The organism is Halomonas sp. Mc5H-6, assembly GCF_024124705.1.
Classification (GTDB): Bacteria; Pseudomonadota; Gammaproteobacteria; order Pseudomonadales; family Halomonadaceae; genus Vreelandella; species Vreelandella subterranea.
In genome coordinates this window covers 150855-174051 of sequence record NZ_JAMXSI010000008.1, presented here as the reverse complement: position 1 = coordinate 174051, position 23197 = coordinate 150855, and the positions used below count along the sequence as shown (strand labels likewise).

General features: G+C 59.9%; 15 protein-coding genes. 13 read left to right on the top strand and 2 right to left on the bottom strand.

Translation table 11 applies throughout. From position 1 onward, the window contains the following. Positions 1–9 precede the first annotated feature (9 nt). A complete protein-coding gene (locus tag NH395_RS12895; protein ID WP_253025383.1) occupies positions 10–2019 on the top strand; it encodes a TRAP transporter permease in 2010 nt (669 codons plus the stop codon). A 102-nt stretch (positions 2020–2121) separates the two neighbouring features. Here NH395_RS12895 and NH395_RS12890 read toward each other — a convergent pair whose 3' ends face one another. Beyond that, positions 2122–4653: a PBP1A family penicillin-binding protein gene (locus tag NH395_RS12890; protein WP_253025381.1), complete on the bottom strand. Its 2532-nt coding sequence runs from the start codon at positions 4651–4653 to the stop codon at positions 2122–2124. 194 nt (positions 4654–4847) lie between these two features. Between NH395_RS12890 and pilM the strand changes: the two genes are divergently transcribed. From pilM to eno, 12 genes are all read left to right on the top strand, one after another. Continuing rightward, positions 4848–5909: a type IV pilus assembly protein PilM gene (gene pilM / locus NH395_RS12885; protein ID WP_253025379.1), complete on the top strand. Its 1062-nt coding sequence runs from the start codon at positions 4848–4850 to the stop codon at positions 5907–5909. Next, positions 5906–6469, top strand: a complete 564-nt coding sequence (locus NH395_RS12880) for a PilN domain-containing protein (RefSeq protein WP_253025377.1) — start codon at positions 5906–5908, stop codon at positions 6467–6469. The genes pilM and NH395_RS12880 overlap by 4 nt, the downstream gene beginning before the upstream one ends. Further along, positions 6466–7095: a type 4a pilus biogenesis protein PilO gene (locus NH395_RS12875; RefSeq protein WP_253025375.1), complete on the top strand. Its 630-nt coding sequence runs from the start codon at positions 6466–6468 to the stop codon at positions 7093–7095. Before NH395_RS12880 ends, NH395_RS12875 begins: the two co-directional genes overlap by 4 nt. Then, positions 7092–7631, top strand: coding sequence for a pilus assembly protein PilP (locus NH395_RS12870; protein WP_253025373.1), 540 nt, complete (start codon positions 7092–7094; stop codon positions 7629–7631). The genes NH395_RS12875 and NH395_RS12870 overlap by 4 nt, the downstream gene beginning before the upstream one ends. A 54-nt stretch (positions 7632–7685) precedes the next feature. After that, entirely contained in the window at positions 7686–9725 is a 2040-nt protein-coding gene (gene pilQ / locus NH395_RS12865; RefSeq protein WP_253025371.1) for a type IV pilus secretin PilQ, read from the top strand. Next, complete coding sequence (gene aroK / locus NH395_RS12860) at positions 9725–10288, top strand: shikimate kinase AroK (protein WP_066321297.1); 564 nt, start codon at positions 9725–9727, stop codon at positions 10286–10288. The genes pilQ and aroK overlap by 1 nt, the downstream gene beginning before the upstream one ends. Further along, entirely contained in the window at positions 10285–11391 is a 1107-nt protein-coding gene (aroB, locus tag NH395_RS12855) for a 3-dehydroquinate synthase (RefSeq protein ID WP_253025369.1), read from the top strand. The genes aroK and aroB overlap by 4 nt, the downstream gene beginning before the upstream one ends. Before the next feature lie 461 nt (positions 11392–11852). Beyond that, a complete protein-coding gene (gene gltB / locus NH395_RS12850; protein WP_253025367.1) occupies positions 11853–16295 on the top strand; it encodes a glutamate synthase large subunit in 4443 nt (1480 codons plus the stop codon). 36 nt (positions 16296–16331) lie between these two features. Then, on the top strand, positions 16332–17750 hold the full coding sequence (locus NH395_RS12845; protein WP_092829663.1) for an FAD-dependent oxidoreductase: 1419 nt from the start codon (positions 16332–16334) through the stop codon (positions 17748–17750). Positions 17751–18303: 553 nt separating this feature from the next. Further along, on the top strand, positions 18304–19959 hold the full coding sequence (locus NH395_RS12840; RefSeq protein WP_092829665.1) for a CTP synthase: 1656 nt from the start codon (positions 18304–18306) through the stop codon (positions 19957–19959). A gap of 28 nt (positions 19960–19987) precedes the next feature. After that, complete coding sequence (gene kdsA, locus NH395_RS12835; protein WP_253025365.1) at positions 19988–20851, top strand: 3-deoxy-8-phosphooctulonate synthase; 864 nt, start codon at positions 19988–19990, stop codon at positions 20849–20851. Positions 20852–20910: 59 nt separating this feature from the next. Next, positions 20911–22200, top strand: a complete 1290-nt coding sequence (eno, locus tag NH395_RS12830) for a phosphopyruvate hydratase (RefSeq protein ID WP_253025363.1) — start codon at positions 20911–20913, stop codon at positions 22198–22200. Between the two features lie 540 nt (positions 22201–22740). Here eno and fdxA read toward each other — a convergent pair. Then, a complete protein-coding gene (fdxA, locus tag NH395_RS12825; protein ID WP_092829671.1) occupies positions 22741–23064 on the bottom strand; it encodes a ferredoxin FdxA in 324 nt (107 codons plus the stop codon). Positions 23065–23197 lie beyond the last annotated feature (133 nt).

Sequence of the window (23197 nt, the reverse complement as noted above, 5' to 3'; positions counted from 1 at the left end):
GAGGACTCCATGAGTGAATCAAAACAACCTTCGGTGGTAATGCCTGGCGGCAACGTGGTTCAGCCACGCGCTGTGTTGTGGTGCATTACCATCGTGGCGGTAGGGCTTTCACTGTTTCAACTTTACTCAGCGGGCATCCAGCCGCTGGGGCTGTTTTATCAGCGCAGCATTCACCTGGCGCTGATCATGATGCTGGCCTTTTTAATGTTCCCGGTATTTGGCGGTGATCGTCCCAGAGGCATTGTGGGCTGGGGGCTTGATGCGGTGTTTTTTACCGGTGCCTTGATCACGGGCGGCTATCTGGTGCTGTATCTCGATGAGATCATCAATCGGGCCGGTTTCTGGTCCCAGACCGACATCGTGGTGGCCTGTATCGCCACGGTCACCGTGCTGGAGGCGAGCCGCCGGGCTGTCGGCCTTAGCATGACCCTGATCGGGCTGATCGCGATTCTTTACGCGATGGCAGGGCCCCGCGGTGATCTGGCCTGGCTGGGGGAGTGGTTGCCCGGCATCTTGGGGCATCGGGGCTATAGCTTTGACCGTATTGCGGGGCAGCTCTACCTCGGCCAGGAAGGCATCTTCGGCCTGCCGCTGGGCGTTGCCGCGACCTATATCTTTATTTTCGTGCTGTTTGGCGCTTTTCTGGAAAGTACCGGTGCCGGCAAGTTTTTTATCGACATGGCTTACGCGGCGACCGGTCGCCAGCGGGGCGGACCTGCCAAGGCGGCGGTCTTGGCCTCCGCAGGCATGGGCTCCATTTCAGGCAGTGCAATCGCCAATGTGGTGACCACCGGTGCCTTTACCATTCCGCTCATGAAGCGCCTGGGCTACAAGCCCAAGCAGGCCGGTGGGATCGAGGCCGCGGCTTCCACAGGTGGGCAGATCATGCCACCGCTGATGGGGGCGGGGGCGTTTCTGATTGCTGAATATACCAATACGCCGTATCTGGAAATCGTCAAGATCAGTATCTTGCCTGCGATCATGTACTTTGCAACGGTTTACCTGTTCGTGCATATCATCGCGCTTAAGCAAGGCATGCAGGGCATGGCCAGAAGCGAACTGCCACGGATGCGGCAGGTGATGAAGGATGGCTGGCACTTCCTGCTACCACTGGCCGTTCTGGTCTGGCTGCTGGCGATGAGCATGTCACCCAGTCGCGTCGGTTTTTATGCGGTCGTCACCATGGTGGCGGTGGCCGTATTGCGTTACGTATTGTGGTTCTTCTTTGTGGCCCCTCGCCAGGGTGAGACGGTGACGGCCCACGGCATAAAGGAAATGGCCGCTGCGGGTTTCAAGAAACTGGTGGAAGGCCTGGAGTTGGGGGCGCGCAATGCCGTCGCCGTCTCCATGGCATGTGCCGTTGCGGGGATCATCGTGGGCATTGTCGGGCTTACCGGCCTGGGGCTTAAGTTCTCGTCGATGATGATGGCGTTTTCAGGCGGCAACATTGTGCTCGCGCTGATCATGGTCTTGCTGGCAAGCCTGGTTCTGGGGATGGGGCTGCCGGTCACTGCCAGCTATATCGTCTTGATCGTGCTGGTTGGCCCGGCGCTGACCACAGAATTCGGGATTCCGCTGCTGGTTGCCCACCTGGTGGTGTTCTGGTACTCCCAGGACTCGAATGTGACGCCGCCCATTGCCCTTGCGGGCTTCGCCGGGGCCGCCATTGCGGGCAGCAAGCCCATGGAAACCAGCTTCCAGTCGTGGAAGTTCGCCAAGGGGCTGTACCTGATTCCGCTGTTCATGGTGTTCAACCCGGAGATCATCGTGGGCGGGCCGGTGCCGCTGGTGATCTGGAACGCGGTGATTGCCTTGCTGGCGTTATGCGCCTTTGCCGCCTCGCTGGAAGGTTACCTGTTCACCCGCATGGGATGGCTGTCACGTGTGGCGATCGCTTGCGCCATCGTCGGCGTGTTCTACCCCAACCTGATGGCGGAAGTCGCCGGTGTGGTGGTCATGAGCGGGGCGATTGTCGCCAACTGGCTGGCCAGTCGCCGGGAGTCGGCTGTCGCCGCCTAGCCTGTTAACGGGCAGGCTGGTGTATTGATGCATGGCACAACCGCCGCACAAAAAAAGGCCTGGCATATCGCCAGGCCTTTTGCGTCGAGGTGGATGGGTTGGCTAGAAAATCGATTCCGCCGTGCCGGATCCCTGTGAGCCGCTGGCCTCTTCCAGTTCACGGCTGATCTGGCTGTTCTGGTAGTCAGGCAGGTGATCCTCGTGAAACAGCTCAACGATACCGCCGGATTGCCCGTCACGCAGGCGACGACCACTATCGGGATCAATGCGGGCGGTAATAACCGTATCCGGGCGCTCGGGCAACGCCGAGGGTGTGCCTTCCAGGGCTTGCCCCATAAAGTCGATCCAGATAGGCAAGGCTGCCTGGGAGCCATACTCGGAGATGGTCTCGTTGCTGTCCTTGCCGACCCAGACGGTGGTGACCAGATCGTCGTTAAAACCGGCAAACCAGGCGTCACGCTGGCTGTTGGTGGTGCCGGTTTTGCCGACGATATCGTCGCGCTCAAGGCTTAGCGCGGCGCGGCCGGTGCCTCTCTCAATGACGTCACGCATCATGTCGCGGAGAATATACACTGCAGCAGGGTCGGCCACGCGCTTCGCCACAGGGTAGTCGTGGCCGTTTATCTCCACCGTCTCCCGGTCGTCTTCGCACCCACGGCAGGCCACTTGAGGGTTTGCTTCGTCGAGGATTTCTTCTTCTTCGTCACCTTGGCGAGCGACCTTTTCGATAAACCAGGGCGAAACCTGGAAGCCGCCGTTGGCCAGTACCGAATAGGCGTTGGTCATTTCCATCGGTGTCAGCGACGCGCTGCCCAGTGCCAGCGAAAGGCCGTTAGGCAGACGGCCTTCGGCAAAGCCAAAGCCTTTCAGGTAGTCAAGCGTGTAGTTGATGCCCATGCTTTGCAGAACGCGGATGGTCACCAGATTCCGTGAGCGGGCCAACGCCGGGCGAAGGCGCATGGGGCCCTGGAAGTCGCGGCTCGAATTCACCGGGCGCCATAGCTCGTTGCTTCCGTCATCCATCACCACAGGGGCATCATTGACGACGCTGGCCGCGTTCATTTCGCCATCTTCAAGGGCGGCGAGGTAGATAAACGGCTTGAAGATGGAACCGGCCTGGCGCTGGGCCTGAACCGCACGGTTAAACTTGCTGGCGTTGAAGTCGAAGCCGCCCTGAAGCGCCCGGATCGCCCCGGTGCGCGGGTCCTGGGCTACCAGCGAGCCTTCTGCATCGGGGCGCTGTGACAAGCGCAGCTGCCCTTCCTCGCCTTCAACGACGCGAACCAGGTCGCCGCGTACCGCGATCTCCTGGGCCGAGCTGGGCTCGGCACCGCGGCTGCGCGGGCTGAGATAAGGACGTGCCCAGCTCAAGCCTTCCCAGGGTATCTGGCGCAGTTCGCCGTCAACCAGCACGTCCATTTGCTGGCCGCTGCTCTCGACGACAATCGCGGGTTCCAGCATGCCATAGCGGGGCGTGCGGTCCAGGACCTGAAGCCAGTTGCTGACATCACCGTCGATACCCTCGATTTCAGTTTGGCTGCGTTCGGCCGCCTGGCGGGCGGTTTGGCGAATTTCCGGCGACTCGGCAAGCTCTTCTTCCAGGCCCCGGGTTTCGGTCTCTTCCTGGGCTTCAACCAGGCTTGCGGCAATGTCACGCTCCTCTGGCCCCCGCCAGCCGTGGCGTCGGTCATAGGCAATCAAGCCGTTGGCCAGAGCGCGGCGGGCGGTGGGCTGCAGCTCGCTGTCGATGGTCGTGTAGATGCGATAGCCGCCGGTATAGGCGTCGTCCCCAAAGCGGTCGACGGCGTATTGGCGGGCCATTTCGGCCACGTAGGACGCATCCACCTCCGGCACGGTGGAATGCCGCTCTGCGGTCACCGGCGCTTGAACGGCCTCACGATAGGTCTCTTCGTCGATGTGCCCCAGCTCGCGCATGCGGAACAGAATCCAGTTGCGGCGAATCAGCGAACGTTCGGAGTTGGCCAGGGGGTTGAACGCCGACGGGGCTTTGGGCAGGCCGGCGATCATGGCGGTTTCGGCCAGCGTCAGCTCATCCAGGGGTCTGTCGTAGTAGGTGTCGGCCGCCGCGGCAATACCGTACGCCCGGTTACCCAGGAAGATTTTGTTTACATAAAGTTCAAAAATTTCTTGTTTGTTTAACACCTGTTCCATCTGCAGGGCGAGCAGTATTTCGCGAATTTTACGCGTGAAGGTTTGGTCCAGCGTCAGCAGATAATTGCGCGCCACCTGCATGGTGATGGTGGAGCCGCCGGACTGAATGGTCCCGCCGCTGCGCATCAGTTCCAGCGAGGCGCGCGCCAAACCGCGCGGGTCCACGCCCTGATGGTCGAAGAAACTGGCGTCTTCGGCGGCAGTCAGCGCGTTGATCATCTCGTCGGGGATCGCCTCGAAATCAATTTCAATGCGCCGCTCTTCGCCAAACTCCCCGATCAGGCGGCCGTCACGGGTCAGGATGCGCAAGGGAGTGTGCAATTCAAAGTTTTGCAGCTGACGAACGTCGGGAAGCCCCGGAGAGAAATAGATAGCGGCGCCGACCAGGGCAAGAACGACGGCACCGGTAAGCGAGACCAGAATGCCTAACAGCGACACAATAAGGGTGCGGAGAAACGTCATGAATGGAAAGTACCCGTGGGATGAATAAAAAAAGAGACGGTATCTAAACGACCGTATCACGCAACTGGCTGCCATTATAGGAAGCCAAGGCGGCCGCCACCAGTGTTGATGTGCCATGATGCGGCGTGAGTGTGACTCGGCTTAAAATCATGTAACCTCAGGCAACGCGATAGGCAAGCGACTCCGGACCCATAATGCGCTTACTCAAACCCCGTAACGGGTTGATCGGCGTCGATATTACGTCGGCGACTGTCAAGCTGCTCGAACTCAAGAACGCGCATCAGAACTTTCAGGTGCAAAGCTACGCGGTGCGTCCGCTCCGTGAAGGGGCGGTAGTGGAGCGGCGTATCCGCGATATCGACGATGTCGCCCAGGTTCTCAGTCGTGCGGTAGAACATGCCAGTCCGTCAACGCGTAAAGCGGCGGTGGCCGTACCGGCAAGCGCCGCGATCACTAAGACGCTTAGCTTTCCGCGCTCGCTCAGCGAAGACGACATCGAAGCCCGCATCATCGACGAGTCTGACCGGCATATTCCGTTTCCGTTCAATGAGGTGGCGTTTGACTTTGAGTGCCTGGGGCCATCGCCATTCGACGATGATCAGCAGCAGGTAGTGTTGGTGGCCTGCCGCCAGCAGGATGTAAGCCAGTTAACCGAGACCCTCGAGCGCGCCGGGCTTGAGCCCGCCGCCGTTGAAGTTGAAACCTTTGCCATGGAGCGATCGTTCGAAGTGTTGCGCCGCCAGCTTCATGTTGAGGACGACCCCGACGCCTGCGTCGGCCTGGTGGACATCGGGGCCAACATGAACGCCTTTCACGTCGTGCGCGGCGGGCACATCGTCTACAGCCGTGACACGGTCTTTGGTGGCCGCCAACTGACCGATGCCATCCGCGACCGTTACCAGTTGAGCATGGAAGAAGCCGGCTTTGCCAAAAAACGCGGCGGCCTGCCGGATGACTATCATGACCGCGTGCTTAACCCGTTTTTGGAAACGGTCGTGCAGCAGGTGGGGCGCTCGCTCCAGCTTTACTACACCGCGGGGCGTCAGCATGAGGTCAAGCACATTGTGCTGGCGGGCGGGTCAAGCGTGATTCCGGGCCTGGCGGAGCGAATCGCCGAAGATAGCGGCATGACGGTGACCATCGCCAACCCCTTCCAGGCCATGGCGGTCAACAAGCGTCTGGATGTCGAGGCGCTCACCAACGATGCCCCGGCGATGCTGACAGCAGGCGGCCTGGCCATGAGGGTTGGGCAATGAGCATCACCATCAACCTGTTACCCTGGCGCGAGGAACAGCGCGAACGGCGCACGCGGCGTTTTTACTACGTCATGGTGCTGATGTTGTTGTTAGGCGTCTCACTCGGCTGGGGCATTGCCAAGTTTTATTCAATGCAACTGGCTGCCCAGCAACAGCGCAATGCGTTTATCGAGACCCAGGCCCGGGAGTTGACAGAGGATATTGGCAACCTGGAGCAGTATAAGGCGGACGCCCTGCGGCTTGGGGAGCAACTGGTGCTGTTTCAAACGCTGCAAACGCAGCGGGCCAGCACCGTCGAGCTGTTCAATGCACTCGCAAGCAGCGTTGCCAGCGGTGTGGTCTACCGGCAGGTATCGCGCAACGGTGCCCAGATAAGCATCGAAGGGGTGGCGGCCAGCGAGCGGCAGGTGTCCGAGCAGTTACGCCGCGTCGCTGACAGTGGGGCGTTGGGCGTGCCATCGCTATCCGAAGTCGAGAGCGACGCCGAGGGGGGCGGCCGACAGTTCCGTTTCGACGTTGAGCAACCGTCTCTGTCAACATCCGTCGAGGAGCAGCCATGATCTGGAAGCGGGCGCGGTGGGCGCAGGAATGGCAACAGCTGCGCGATGTCGACTGGCGAGACCTGGATGTGAAAGAAGCCGGTGGCTGGCCATTGCTGCTTAAAGCGCTGTGCGGTGGGCTGGCCTTGCTGGTGGCTGTGTTGATCATGGAATGGTTGATCATCGGCGAGCGTCGCGCTGAGTTGGCCAGTGCGCAGCAGCAAGAATCGCGCTTGCTTGGCGACTACCGTCGGCAGTCGGGTGAAGCGGCCCAACTGCCCAAGATGCGCGAGCAGCTTGCCACGCTGGAAGATCAGATGGCGCGGGTGCGCGCCATCCTGCCCACCGACGCGGAGATTCCATCGTTGCTCGATAGCATCAGCGATGCCGCGGTGGATAACCGGCTGACGATCGAAACCATTCGTTTGCGCCCCACCGTTACCCAACGGCACTATGTGGAGCAGCCGCTGGATATACAGGTACGCGGCGACTTTCACCAGATTGCCCGTTTTGCCGCCGATATTGCCTCGCTATCCCGGCTAGTGACCCAGCACGACTTCACATTGGCGCCCGTCGATAACAGCGGGGGCAACCTGCGGCTTTCCTTGCTGGCGCGTACCTACCGGGACCGGGAGGAAAATCCATGACGTCGTTGGTGCGCCGAGGTCTGGTGGCCGGATGGCTGGCGGCTTTGCTCCTGTTGACGGGCTGTGCGGATCCGGCACTCCCGCAACTGGAGGCAAGCCTTGACGATATTCGACAAAAGGCCAGCAGTGAGCCGGTCATGGTGATTCCCTACATACCGCTTTACCCCGCACAACGCTATCAGCACAGTGACACGCGCAGCCCCTTTTTGCCGCCGCAATCGATACAGGACAACGCCTACGGCGCGGCGGGTGAAAATGGGCCGGACCCGCAACGACCTGCCGAACCGCTGGAGCGCTTTTCACTGCAAGAGCTGCAACTGGTTGGCACGCTACGCATGGATGGGCGGCAGGTGGCCATGATTGCGACACCCGAGGGCGAGGTGGTTAACGTCAGGGAAGGTAATTATATGGGCGCCAACGATGGCCGCATTGTGGCCATTTCCGCCCGGGAAATTGAGATTCGTGAACGCGTTTACACCCAGCAAAATGGCTGGCAGACACGGCCTGCTTCGCTCACCATCGACGATGAGCGCTAAATGATGACGGGCATGCGCATCACGCAGCGACCCAAAGCAAGTGGATGGAGACCCATGGTAAACACCTTGGTAAGCCGTTTTCGGCAAAGCATGCTGGCAGCAATGATGCTACTTCCCGGCTGGGCGATGGCGTCGGTGCTCACCGACCTGGATGTGCGAGAGACGCAGGGCGGCGATGTGGCGTTGGAGTTGCGCTTCAGCGGCGATGTGCCTGAACTCAACGGCTACCCGTTAACGGACCCACCGCGTTTGGCGCTGGACCTGGCGGATACCCGAAACGGCCTGGCCGAGCGTCGTACACGCGTTGACCTGGGCGGCATTGACAGCATTACCGCGCTGGAGGGCAGTGGTCGCACGCGCCTTGTGCTCGACCTGGAGACGCCTCGCCAGTTTCGTTCATCGGTGTCCGGTGACCGGCTGACAGTGACCCTGCCGGCCGCCCGTGCACCGAATGAGGCGCCAGTCGAACGCCTTGAAACCGCGCAGGGGCCGCAGGTGCAGGATATCGACTTTCAGCGCGGTGAGGACGGGGCAGGACGCCTGCTGGTGACCTTTGACCGCGACAACGTCATGCCCGAGGTGCGCGAGGGCGGACGTAATGAGGTGATTGTCGATCTGGGTGAGGTGAATGTGCCCGACGCCCTCAATCAGGTCTATGACGTGACGGATTTTGCCACGCCGATCACACGAATCACCCCGCGCCGCGGGCAACGCGGCAGCGAGCTGGTGCTGGCCACCGACGGCCCCTATGCCATGGTGTCATCGCAGTCAGGCGATCAGTTGACGGTGGAAGTTCAGCCTGTCAGCGAAGCCCCACAGCAAGCCCGGGTGGATCAAGGCGAGGAATATACTGGCGAGCGGTTGAGTCTTAACTTTCAGGATATTGAAGTGCGCGCCGTGCTTGCCACGCTCGCCGATTTTACCGGCTTGAACCTGGTGGCCAGCGACAGCGTCAGCGGGCGGGTAACCCTCAATCTTAACGATGTGCCCTGGGACCAGGCGCTGGACCTGATTCTCCAGAGCCAGGGGCTTTCCAGCCGTGAAAAGGGCAATGTGATTGTGGTGGCGCCGGCGAGCGAACTTGCTGAACTAGAGCGCCAGGAACTGGAAGCCCGCAATCAGCAGGAAACGCTGGCACCGCTTGTAACAGAGTTTATTGAAGTGAAATACGCCCGCGCTGAAGACCTGTCGCAACTGCTGCGTGGCGGTGATGGCTTCGGCCTGCTCACCGAGCGTGGTCGTGTCAGCGTTGATCAACGCACCAATACGCTGCTGGTTCAGGACACACCGGATCAAGTGCGCGAAATCGTGCGCACCCTGGACCGCCTGGATGTGGCCGTCCGCCAGGTGCAGATTGAAGCCCGTATCGTGATCGCCCGTGATACGGCTTCCCGCGAGCTGGGTATTAACTGGGGGGCTTCCAGCACTCGCGGGTTTCAGGAAAGTGACAACGGCCAATTTACCGGCCGGGATATTAATCCCCAGGGCTTGAACCGCGCTCGCGGCGGGCTGGCGGTTGATTTTGGCGACACCTCCGACGCCGGTGCCGGGTTCAGCTTTGGCTATCTGGCAGGCGACGTATTGCTCGACCTTGAACTGCGCGCCCTGGAAAGCGAAGGCAAGAGCCAGACCATTTCACAGCCCAAGATCATTACCGCCAACCAGCGCACCGCCACCATCAGCCAGGGCGAGGAGCGTGCCTTCCAGAGCGTCGACGGTAACGATAACCCGGATACCGAGTTCAAGGAGGCCGAGCTATCGCTTGAGGTCACCCCGCAGATTACGCCGGACAACCGCATCATCATGGACCTGCTGATTCGCAACGACAGCTTCCGGGAATCCGAGTTTGGGGGTGAGCCGCCGATAGACACCAATGAAATCGAGACCCAGGTGCTGGTCGACAATGGGCAAACCGTGGTGCTGGGCGGTATTTTAACCACCGAGGAACTGCGTCAAGTCGCCAAAACACCGCTGCTGGGCGATATTCCCTTGCTGGGTCGACTGTTTCGCTATACCGAAGAGAGCAATGAAAAGGTAGAGTTGTTAGTCTTTATTACACCACGACTTCTTGATGATGGCTTAACGGTTCGCTGATGCAGGATTTACCCAACCTTTTTCTGATTGGCCCCATGGGGGCTGGCAAAAGCACGATTGGTCGACTGCTGGCAGCCGAACTATCGCGCGACTTTTTTGATAGCGACCACGCCATTCAAGCGCGCTGCGGGGCAGATATCCCGTGGATTTTTGATGTGGAAGGCGAACAGGGCTTTCGCCAGCGTGAGATTCACATGATCGACGAGCTGACCCAACGTCATCCCGTGGTCGTGGCGACCGGCGGTGGCGCGGTACTGCGCGAGGAAAATCGCCGCGCACTCCGCGAGCGGGGCACGGTGGTGTACCTGTTGACCACTGTCGATCAGCAGCTCCGGCGCACGGCCAAAGACCGTAACCGCCCGCTGTTGCAGTGTGCCGACCGCGAGAAGGTGCTGAACGATATGTTCGCCGCCCGAGACCCGCTATATCGCGCCACGTCGGATATTACCGTGCGCACCGACCGGCGCAGTCCGCGGGCGGTGGTCAACGAAATTGTGCGACGCGTCCGGCGCCTGGTCGACCCTCTTGAATCCATAAACTCGTCAAACAAGGTATCCCCATGACCGCAGTTGAGGGCGTACAGCGTACGCTTGAGGTAGCGCTCGGCGAGCGCAGCTATCCGATCCTTATTGGTACGGGGCTTGTGGGCAGGCCCGACATGCTGACGCCGTATCTGGCCGGTCAGCAGGTCATGGTGGTCACCAATGAAACCATTGCCCCGCTGTATCTGGCCCGCCTCTGCGATGGCCTGCCGGATGATCTGGAGGTGCGAACGGTCGTGCTGCCCGATGGCGAACAGTACAAAACCATCGAGCAGGTAGAACGTATCTGGAATGCGCTGTTGGAAGCGGGGTTTAATCGTCGCTGCACCCTGATCGCCCTGGGCGGCGGCGTCATTGGTGACATGGTCGGCTATGCGGCCGCCGCCTACCAGCGTGGCGTGGCCTTTATCCAGGTGCCGACCACGCTGCTGTCCCAGGTGGACTCCTCGGTGGGCGGCAAGACCGGCGTCAATCACCCGCTGGGTAAGAACATGATCGGTGCCTTCTGGCAGCCCAAGGCCGTGCTGGTGGATATCGACACGCTGACCTCACTGCCCGCGAGGGAGCTGTCAGCGGGGCTCGCGGAGGTGATCAAATACGGTTTCATCCGCGATGAGACCTTCCTGACCTGGCTGGAAGCCAACATGGCGGCATTACGCCGGGTGGAGCCCGAGGTGATTGCCGAAGCCATTGCCCGAAGCTGCCTGATAAAAGCGGATATTGTCGCTGAGGATGAAACCGAGCAGGGCGTTCGCGCGCTGCTCAACCTGGGGCACACCTTTGGCCACGCCATTGAAGCGCACCAGGGCTATGGCAACTGGTTGCATGGCGAGGCCGTAGGCGCGGGGATGGCAATGGCCGCCACGCTTTCACAAGCGCTTGGCCGGATCTCGACCGAAGACCGCGAGCGCAGCCTGGCGCTGATCGAGAGCGCCGACTTGCCTGTCCATGCACCGGCAGGCATGTCGAGTGACGATTTTCTGGCCCGCATGCGGCTGGACAAGAAGAATATCGATACCCGCTTGCGGCTGGTGCTGCTCGAGGCGTTGGGCAGCGCCTGCGTCAGCGATGCGGTGCCGCCTGAGCAGCTAACAAGCCTGCTCGATCGCTACCCGCGGCGCTAGCCGCTGATTTTCCCTTGTATTGCACCTTGCCGACACCTCGCTTTGACCAAGCGGGGTGTTTTTCGGTGGTGCGCACTAAAAGTTTATGCTTTAGCTAATCCGTATGCCTTATGCAGCATCGGCATGGCTAAAAAGCGCCTTATTAGACTAAAGTCTAGTGATTTTGGTTTTTCGTTAAAATAGCGTTTAGCTGCATTGCAAGTGGTTGAAGGATATCGATTTTTTAATTGATCGGTTGTGCAACTACAGGATTTGGAAAGGGTTTTGAGGGTCCGGGAGGCGAGGAAAGATTGCGCAAAGCGGCTGCAAATCGCTATGCTGACCGGCCATTTTCCAATGGTAGCGAAGGCAAAAGCCGCCCTCCAGCAGGCCGGTGATCACCACTTAAAAAATCAACAACCCGCCTTTTTATCACAACCGCGCTACCAAAAAAACACGCTGACTAGACTAGAGGCACGCCCATGAATAGAGGTCTTCACCAGCCCGGCGAGTTTCGCGACAACTGCGGCTTTGGCCTGATTGCCCATATGGAAGGGCAGGCCAGCCACGATCTGTTGAAAACCGCGATCGAGTCCCTCACCTGCATGACGCACCGGGGGGGTATCGCTGCGGACGGTAAAACCGGCGATGGCTGCGGGCTGTTGCTTAAAATGCCCACTCACTTCATGCAGGCGGTGGCCAAGGATGCCTTGGGCGTGGAACTGGGCGAGCGCTTTGCCGTTGGGGTCGTGTTCCTACCCGATGATGACAAGCGGGCCGCCCGCGGACGCGACACTCTTGAAGACACGCTCAAGGCGCGCGGCCTGAACGTGATCGGCTGGCGCGACGTACCCACGGATTCCAGCGTATGCGGGCCGATGTCGCTTGATTGCCTGCCGCGTATCAAACAGGTCTTCGTGCAGCCGGGCAGCGGTGAGCACTTTGACGTTGACCTGTTCATGGCGCGCCGTTATGCCGAACAGGCAATGCGCGATGACGAAGACTTTTATGTCGCCTCGCTATCGTCTGAAGTGGTGTCTTACAAAGGGCTGGTGATGCCCGAAGACCTGCCGGCCTTCTATACAGACCTCAACGACCCGCGTCTGGAAACGGCTATCTGCGTCTTCCATCAGCGTTTCTCGACCAACACCGCACCGCGCTGGCCGCTTGCCCAGCCGTTCCGTCTGCTGGCGCACAACGGCGAGATCAATACCATTCAAGCCAACCGCGGCTGGGCGAACTCGCGTAAAGCGAACTTCGTTAACGAACGCCTGCCGGACATCGCCGAACTGGATGAAATCGTCAATACCACCGGTTCAGACTCCTCCAGCATGGATAACATGCTGGAAGTGCTGCTCACCGGTGGCATGGAGCTACACCGCGCAGTGCGCATGATGGTGCCGCCTGCCTGGCAGAACGTCGAAACCATGGACGCCGAGCTGCGCGGCTTCTACGAATACAACTCCATGCATATGGAACCCTGGGATGGCCCGGCGGGCGTCGTGATGACCGACGGTCGCCAGGCTGTCTGCATGCTCGACCGCAACGGCCTGCGCCCCGCGCGCTGGGTGATTACCAAGAATGGCTATATCACCCTGGCCTCGGAAATCGGCACTTACGGCTACCAGCCGGAAGACGTGGTGGCCAAAGGCCGCGTGGGCCCCGGCCAGATGCTGGCGGTGGATACCCATACCGGTGAGGTACTGCACACCGAGGACATCGACAATCGGCTGAAGTCGGCGTATCCGTACAAGCGCTGGCTCAAGCAGGAAGCCAACTACCTGGAATCGGCGCTCACCGAGTTGGCGCGTTTCCAGAACATGGATGGCAATGCCCTGAACGTGCAGCAGAAGATGTTCCAGGTCAGCTTTGAGGAACGCGATCAGGTGCTGCGCCCGTTGGCTGAAAGCGGCCAGGAAGCGGTGGGTTCAATGGGTGATGACACGCCCATGGCGGTGCTTTCCAGTCGTCCGCGGCTGCTGACGGATTACTTCCGCCAGAAGTTCGCTCAGGTGACCAACCCGGCCATCGATCCGCTGCGTGAAGCCATCGTCATGTCGCTGGAAACCTGTTGCGGCGCCGAGCTGAATGTTTTCAAGGCGACCCCGGAGCATGCCCACCGGCTGATCTTGACCACGCCGGTGCTGTCGCCGCGCAAATTTACCGCCCTGGTCAGTCAGGATGATCCGGCGTTTGCCAGTCACACCCTGTCGCTTGGCTATGACCCCGAGCAGCAGTCGCTCAAACAGGCGCTGACCGCGCTGTGTAAGGAAGCCGAAACCCAGGTGCGGGCCGGTAAGGTCCTGCTGGTGTTGACCGATGCCGATTTAACCCAGGGGCTATTGCCGATTCAGGCCGCGCTGGCGGTGGGCGCGGTTCATAGCCACTTGGGCCGACTCGCCCTGCGCCCCAACGCCAATATTGTGGTCGAGACCGGCTACGCCCGGGACGCCCACCAGATGGCCGTACTGTTTGGCGTGGGCGCGACGGCGGTCTACCCATGGCTTGCCTACCAGGTGATGGCGGATATGCACCGCACCGGTGAGCTGACCGGCAACCCGGCAGACGCGCGTGAAAACTACCGCAAAGGCCTGCAGAAGGGGCTGTTCAAGATCCTCTCCAAGATGGGCATCTCGACACTGGCGTCTTACCGCGGTTCGATGCTGTTCGAAGCCGTCGGCCTCGACGACGACATCATGCAGATGTGCTTCCCGGGCATGGCGTCGCGCATCCAGGGCACCGGCTTTGCCGAGCTGCAGATGCAGCAGGCATTGCTGGCCAAAGACGCCTGGATTCCGCGCAAGGGCATCACCCAGGGCGGCTTGTTCAAGTACGTTCATAACCACGAGTATCACGCCTATAACCCTGATGTGGTGATGACGCTTCAGGCCGCCGTGCAGGAAGGCAGCTACGCCAAGTGGAAGAAGTTCGCCCAACTGGTCAACGAGCGGCCGGTGGCGACAATCCGCGATCTGCTGGCCCTCAAGCCTGCCGAAACGCCGGTTTCGCTGGATGACGTCGAGCCGGTCGAAGACCTGCTGCCGCGCTTTGACAGCGCGGGCATGTCGCTGGGCGCGCTGTCGCCGGAGGCCCACGAAGCCCTGGCCCAGGCGATGAACGAGGAAGGTGGCCGCTCCAACTCCGGCGAGGGCGGTGAAGACCCGGCGCGCTACGGCACCATCCGCAGCTCCAAGATCAAGCAGATTGCCTCTGGCCGCTTTGGCGTGACGCCTCACTACCTGGTCAATGCGGAAGTCCTGCAGATCAAGGTCGCCCAGGGCGCCAAGCCCGGCGAGGGCGGTCAGCTACCGGGCGGCAAGGTCAATCAGCTGATTGCGCGGCTGCGCTACTCGGTGCCCGGCGTGACGCTGATTTCACCGCCGCCGCACCATGACATCTATTCGATCGAAGACCTGGCGCAGCTGATCTTTGACCTCAAACAGGTCAACCCGGACGCCCAGGTATCGGTCAAGCTGGTGTCCGAGCCGGGTATTGGCACCATCGCCACCGGGGTGGCCAAGGCCTATGCCGACCTGATTACCGTGTCCGGCTATGATGGAGGCACCGCCGCAAGTCCGCTGACCTCGATCAAGCACGCCGGGTCACCCTGGGAGCTTGGACTGCCGGAAGTCCACCAGGCGCTGCGTATCAACAGCTTGCGTGACAAGATCCGCCTGCAGACCGACGGCGGTCTGAAGACCGGTTTGGACGTGGTCAAGGCGGCGATCCTGGGGGCGGAAAGCTTCGGCTTCGGGACCGCGCCGATGGTCGCGCTGGGCTGCAAGTACCTGCGCATCTGTCACCTGAACAACTGTGCCACGGGTGTCGCCACCCAGGACGACTTCCTGCGCGGCGAGCACTTCCGCGGTACCGTGGACATGGTCAAGAACTACTTCCGCTTTATCGCCGAAGAAGTGCGCGAGCTGATGGCCATGCTCGGTGTGACCAAACTCACCGATCTGATCGGCCGTACCGACCTGCTCGAAGTACTGGAAGGCAATACCGCCTCCCAGCGCAAGCTGGATTTGACGCCGCTGCTGACCAACGACTTCGTGCCCGCGGATGCGCCCCAGTTCTGCAAGGTGAGCCGTAACGTGCCCCACGATCCGGGCGCCAAAAACCAGGAAGTGTTGGCGGCATTGAAAGATGCCATCGAAAACCAGTCGGGTGGCGAGTTCGATTTCACCATTACCAACTGTGACCGTAGTGTCGCCGCGCTGACATCCGGCGCGATTGCCAAGCGCTACGGTGAAGAAGGCCTGGAAAACGCGCCGATCACCGCCCGCTTTACCGGCGTTGCCGGGCAGAGCTTCGGGGTGTGGAACGCCCGCGGCCTGAATCTGTATCTCGAAGGCGATGCCAACGACTATGTGGGTAAAGGCATGAACGGCGGCAGCATCGTGATTGTGCCACCGAAAGTCAGTGAATTTGAAAGCCATAAAACGGCGATCATCGGCAACACCTGTCTGTATGGCGCGACCGGCGGTACGCTGTTTGCGGCGGGTACGGCGGGTGAACGTTTCGGGGTGCGCAACTCCGGGGCGACGGCCGTTATCGAAGGCGCAGGCGACCACTGTTGCGAATACATGACCGGCGGCCTGGTCTGTGTCCTCGGTGAAACCGGGGTGAACTTCGGCGCCGGCATGACGGGCGGGTTTGCCTACGTGCTGGATGAAGAGCGCACCTTCGTCGACAAGTACAACCATGAACTGGTTGAGATTCACCGTGTTAACACCGAAGCAATGGAGGCGTATCGTCGCCACCTGCGCGAAATGATTGAGGCCTACGTCGCAGCGACAGGATCAGCACGTGGGGCGGCTATTTTGGAAGACTTCAGCGACTACGCGCGTCACTTCTGGCTGGTAAAACCCAAGGCTGCAAGCCTGGGTAGCCTGCTGGATCAGTCTCGGCGTCAGCCGGAATAACCGTTTTGTGCCCCTATCGCTGACAGGAGAGAAATCATGGCCAACCGTTTGAATAACGATTTCCAGTTTGTGGATGTGGGTCGTCAGGACCCGCAGAAAAAAGATGCGCGTAAGCGTGCCAAAGAATTTACTGAAATCTACGAGCCGTACAAGCCCACCGATGCGGCCAGCCAGGCACACCGCTGCCTGCACTGTGGCAACCCGTACTGCGAGTGGAAGTGCCCGGTGCACAACTATATTCCCAACTGGCTGCAGCTGGTGGTGGAAGGCAACATTATCGAAGCCGCCGAGCTGTCGCATAAAACCAACTCGCTGCCCGAGGTATGTGGCCGTGTGTGCCCCCAGGACCGTCTGTGCGAGGGTGACTGCACGCTCAACGACGGCTTTGGGGCGGTGACCATTGGTTCGATCGAGAAGTACATTACCGATACCGCCTTTGCCATGGGCTGGCGTCCGGATATGTCCCAGGTCACCTGGACGGACAAAAAAGTGGCCATTGTGGGTGCCGGTCCTGCGGGCCTCGGCTGCGCCGATATTCTGGCGCGCAATGGTGTCAAGCCGGTGGTGTTCGATAAGTACCCTGAAATCGGCGGCCTGCTGACGTTCGGTATTCCCGAGTTCAAGCTGGAAAAGAACGTCATGGAGCGTCGTCGTGCGGTCTTTGAGGAAATGGGCGTCGAGTTCCGGCTGAATACCGAAATCGGTACCGACGTTGAGTTCGATACCCTGCTCCAGGACTACGACGCCGTTTTCCTGGGCATGGGTACCTACAAGTACATGGAAGGCGGCTTCCCGGGCGAAGACCTGCCGGGCGTCTACAAGGCGCTCGACTTCCTGATTGCCAACGTCAACCGCTGCCTGGGCTTTGAAAAAGACCCCAACGATTACATTTCCATGGAAGGCAAGCGCGTGGTGGTCCTGGGCGGTGGTGATACCGCCATGGACTGCAACCGTACCTCGATCCGTCAGGGGGCCACCAGCGTCACCTGCGCCTACCGCCGCGACGAAGAAAACATGCCAGGGTCGCGCAAGGAAGTCGCCAATGCCCGGGAAGAGGGCGTCGAGTTCCTGTTCAACCGTCAGCCGGTTGCCGTTGTCGGTGACGACAAGGTCGAAGGCGTGAAGGTGGTGCGCACCCGTCTGGGCGAGCCGGATGAAAACGGTCGCCAGCGCCCTGAAGTGGTTCCAGGCTCGGAAGAGATTGTTGCCGCCGATGCCGTGGTCATCGCCTTCGGCTTCCAGGCAAGCCCTGCCCCGTGGTTTGACCCCGCCAATATCCAGGTGGACGAGCGTGACCGGGTGAAAGCGCCGGAGCATGGCCAGTACGCCTACCAGACCAGCAACGAGAAGATCTTTGCCGGTGGCGATATGGTGCGCGGCTCTGACCTGGTGGTTACCGCCATCTATGAAGGCCGTCAGGCAGCGGAAGGCATGCTGGATTATCTGGGCGTTTAATCCGGGTTCCAGCACCGGTCTTGTAGGCGACCGACTTGTCGGGCGATCGGGCCATCTACAAGCGATAACTTGTGGTGGCTTGATAATTGCTGATCGCGCAATAAATTGAGCTCGTACGAACCCCGGTGCACGCACCCAGCCCTGTAGGCGCCCGACTTGTCGGGCGATCGGGCCATCTACAAGCGATAACTTGTGGTGGGTTGATAATTGCTGATCGCTCAATAAATTGCGCTCCTACGAACCCCGGTGCATGCACCCAGCTTGTAGGCGCCCGACTTGTCGGGCGATCGGGCCATCTACAAGCGATAACTTGCGGCGGCTTGATAATTGCTGATCGCTCAATAAATTGAGCTCCTACGAACCCCGGTGCATGCACCCAGCCCTGTAGGAGCCCGACTTGTCGGGCGATCAGGCCGTCTACTGGCTATCACCCTAGGCGCCTCGATCCCTCTTCCCGCCGTAATTGAGCCTTAGGTCGTACTCTGCTATTCTGTCGTCCCATCCTGGTGTGGCTTTCTGCCGTGCCTTTTGATCACGTTTCGACAGGTTTTTCATGACACGATATATCTTCGTGACCGGCGGCGTTGTGTCCTCTCTTGGCAAGGGCATCGCGTCGGCCTCGCTGGCGGCGATTCTCGAGGCACGCGGCCTTAAGGTCACCATGCTCAAGCTCGACCCCTACATCAACGTCGACCCGGGCACCATGAGTCCCTTCCAGCATGGCGAGGTATTTGTCACCGAGGATGGTGCCGAAACCGACCTTGACCTTGGTCACTACGAACGCTTTATTCGTACCAAAATGACCCAGGGCAACAACTTCACCACCGGCCGTGTCTATGAGCATGTGCTGCGCAAAGAGCGCCGTGGTGACTACCTGGGCGGTACCGTTCAGGTGATTCCGCATATCACCGACGAGATCAAGCAGCGCGTCTACGCCGGGGGCGAAGGCTTCGACGTGGCGCTGGTGGAAATCGGCGGTACGGTCGGCGATATTGAGTCGCTCCCCTTCCTGGAATCGATCCGCCAGATTCGCAGCGAACAGGGTGCCAACCGCGCACTCTTCATGCACCTGACGCTGGTGCCTTACATCAAGACGGCGGGTGAAACCAAAACCAAGCCCACCCAGCACAGCGTCAAGGAGCTCCGCTCCATCGGTATCCAGCCGGATATCCTGATCTGCCGCAGCGAAGTCGAGCTGGAAGAGAGCGAGCGGCGCAAGATTGCCCTGTTCACCAACGTGGAAGAGCGTGCGGTCGTGCCGCTGCAGGATGCCGATACCATCTACCGCATCCCGCTGATGCTTCATGAGCATGGGCTGGACGATATCGTCTGTGACAAACTGCGTCTGGAAGCCGGTCCGGCGGATCTTTCCGAGTGGGTGAAGGTGCTGGATGCCAAGCTCAACCCGCTGAAGTCGGTCAGCATCGCCATGGTCGGCAAGTACATGGAATTGCTCGACGCCTACAAATCGCTCAATGAAGCCTTGACCCATGCCGGTATCCAGGGGCGCATCAAGGTCAATATCGACTTCGTCGACTCTGAAGATATCGAGCGCCATGGTACCGAACGGCTGGCCGGTAAAGACGCCATCCTGGTGCCCGGCGGCTTTGGCGAGCGCGGCGTTGAAGGCAAGATCATGACCGCTCAGTTTGCCCGTGAAAACAAGGTGCCGTATCTGGGGATCTGCTTAGGCATGCAGGTGGCCGTGATCGAGTTTGCGCGGCATGTGGCGGGCTGGGAAGATGCCAACTCCACCGAGTTCACCCACGATACACAGCACCCCGTTGTCGGCCTGATTACCGAATGGCTGAATGCAGAAGGCAAGATTGAGCTGCGCGATGCAGCGTCCGACCTGGGGGGCACCATGCGCCTGGGCGGGCAGATATGCCGCCTCGCGTCGGGCAGCAAGGCACGTGAAGCCTATGGTGCCGATGAAATCGTCGAGCGCCACCGCCACCGCTTCGAAGTCAATAACCAGTTTATCGACGACCTGGAAAAGGCGGGGCTGGTGATTTCAGGCAAGAGCGTCGACCAGTCGCTGGTGGAAATGGTCGAACTCGCTGACCACCCCTGGTACGTCGCCTGCCAATTCCACCCGGAATTCACCTCGACACCCCGCGATGGTCATCCGCTGTTCTCGGGCTTTATCAATGCCGCCGTCGAACACAAAGCCGCGCGAGCACGTGCCCACGCGGCACCTCAGGAATAACCACAGGTCAGGAATAACAGGGGGAAGCATGGCTTCTCAAGAGACATTCCAAGAGCACCATATCAACGTTGCCGGCCTAACCGCCGGCAATTCTTTGCCTCTGATGCTGCTGGGGGGCATGAACGTCCTGGAGTCGGCTGAGCTGGCGGATGAAGTGGCCGAGACCTACGTCAAGGTGACGCAAAAGCTGGGCATGCCCTACGTCTACAAGGCGAGTTTTGATAAGGCCAACCGCAGCTCGATCCACTCCTACCGTGGACCGGGACTGGAAAAAGGCCTGCAGATCCTGGCGGACATAAAAGCCCGCCACGGAGTGCCGGTCATCACCGACGTCCACGAACCCTGGCAGGCCGCACCGGCAGCCGAAGTGGCCGATATTATCCAACTGCCAGCGTTTCTTGCACGCCAGACCGATCTGGTCGTGGCCATGGCCAGGACGGGGGCGGCGATCAATATCAAGAAACCGCAGTTTTTGGCGCCGCATGAAATGCGTCATATCCTCACCAAGTTCCGGGAAGCCGGTAACGACCGCCTGATGCTTTGCGAGCGGGGCACCAGTTTTGGCTATAACAACCTGATTGTGGATATGCTGGGCCTGGGCGACATGAAGCAAACCGGGTCGCCGGTGTTTTTCGACGTGACCCACGCACTGCAGCGCCCGGGTGGGCGTGCCGATAGCGCCGATGGGCGCCGTGCCCAGGTGGCGGAATTGGCTCGCGCGGGCGTCGCGGTGGGTTTGGCCGGGCTGTTCCTGGAAGCGCACCCGGACCCCGATAATGCCAAGTGCGATGGCCCCTGCGCTTTGCCGCTGGATCAGCTGGAGCCGTTTCTGACCCAGCTCATGCAGCTGGATGCGCTGGTGAAAGGCTTTGCGCCGCTGTCCATTCGCTGATGGCGCCGCCAAACGTGATACGTTAAACCTCCATTAGACCGACAACTAAGGACACTGTCATGACCAAAATCGTTGATATCCGTGCGTTGGAAGTACTCGATTCACGCGGTAACCCCACCGTTCAGGCAACCGTTCGCCTGGCAAGCGGTGCGGTAGGCGACGCCTGTGCCCCAAGCGGCGCCTCTACCGGCTCGCGGGAAGCGCTCGAACTACGTGATGGCGACAAGGCGCGCTACCTGGGTAAAGGCGTGCTCAAAGCAGTGGACGCGGTCAATGGCAGAATCCGAGAGGCATTGCTGGGGATGGACGCGCGCGATCAGCGTGGCCTGGACGACGCCATGCTTGCCCTGGACGGCACGGATAACAAGGCCAACCTGGGCGCCAATGCGATTCTGGCCGTATCGCTTGCGGCAGCTAAAGCCGCTGCCAATGCCAAAGGCGTGCCACTCTACGCGCACATCGCCGAGCTATACGGCCAGCCTGGCCAGTACCGCATGCCCGTGCCGATGATGAACATCCTGAACGGTGGCGAGCATGCGGATAACAACGTCGATATCCAGGAATTCATGGTCCAGCCAGTAGGCGCGGCCAACTTCCGCGAAGGCCTGCGCATGGGCGCGGAAATTTTCCACGCCCTGAAAAAGGTACTGTCGGCCAAGGGGCTTTCCACCTCGGTAGGCGACGAAGGCGGTTTCGCCCCCAACCTGGCGTCCAACGCTGACGCGCTGGCGGTTATCAAGCAGGCGGTTGCCGATGCGGGCTACTCGCTGGGCAGCGATGTGACGCTGGCGCTGGACTGTGCGTCTTCCGAATTCTACAAAGACGGTCAGTACAACCTTGCCGGTGAAGGCAAAAGCTACGACGCCCAGGGCTTCACTGATTACCTTGCAGGCCTGTGCGAGGACTATCCGATCGTGTCCATCGAAGACGGCATGGATGAATCTGACTGGGACGGCTGGAAAGCGTTGACCGATAAACTGGGCGATAAGGTCCAGCTGGTTGGCGATGATTTGTTCGTGACCAACACCAAGATTCTCAAGCGCGGTATCGACGAGCAGATCGGCAACTCCATCCTGATCAAGTTCAACCAGATCGGTTCGCTGTCGGAAACGCTGGATGCCATCAAGATGGCCCAGGACGCGGGCTTTACCGCCGTGATTTCCCACCGCTCGGGTGAGACCGAAGATACCACCATCGCCGATTTGGCCGTGGGCACCTGTGCCGGGCAGATTAAAACCGGCTCGCTTTGCCGCAGTGACCGTGTTGCCAAGTACAACCGCCTGCTGGTCATCGAGGATGAACTGGGCGACGTCAGCTACCCCGGAATCAAGGCCATTAAAGGCCAATAAGGCTAGAAATGGCAGCGGCTTTGTAAGAGATGTCTCAAGATTTTGTAAGAGATCTCTTACAAATGCCGTCGAAAATCGCTCGGAAGGCGTAAGAAAAACGGAAATTATGCACTAATTAAAATTTAGGTTTCTGTTTTTAAAAGGTTTTTAAAAAAGGGCGGGCCGTCGTGGTTCGCCCTTTGCTTTTTAGGACCACCTTGTGGTGTCAGGTGGTTCTGCCACAATGCCCATCAAGGACAAGGGGGGCAAGGATGTCGCCCACGCAGGATGCAACGGGATGCAGGTTGGTGCGCCGGGTGAAACAGAGATGTAAGCCCTGGCAAGGACAGCACCAAAGGAAGTTGACACAGGGAGTGGTCAAGAGGAAGTGCTTGGAGCGGGCGGCCTACGGGCCGCCTTTTTTTGCATGCATGGCACATGATTAAGATAAAAGGCCAACATGATTCAAAAGGCCAATAGACCTAAAAATCAGTAGATAGAAAAAAACCAGCGTATTGGCTGGTTTTAATAGGATCGCTGTTAATGGTGACGTGAATGGCTTCAGCGTTCCAGCTTCTCCAGCTTGCCGCTTTTTCCATCCCACTCTTCAGCATCGGGCAGCGGGTCTTTCTTCTCGGCAATGTTGGGCCACACTTCCGACAGCTCCGCGTTGATCTCAATAAACTGCTCCTGTCCCTCTGGCAGTTCATCCTCCGAAAATATCGCCTCGGCGGGGCATTCCGGCTCGCACAGCGCGCAATCGATACATTCGTCCGGGTGGATCACCAGAAAGTTGGGGCCTTCGTAAAAACAGTCGACCGGGCAGACTTCGACACAGTCGGTGTATTTACATTGGATGCAGTTCTCGGTAACGACAAACGTCATCTTGCTATCCCTCTTGCGGGACCAAGGGGACGCCCTTGGTCGTGGTCAATCGTGAATGGTTATAAATCAGCCGTTTTTTATAAGCTAAAAAGTATGGGCGACATTCTAGAGGTGCCCAAACGCGGCGGCAAGC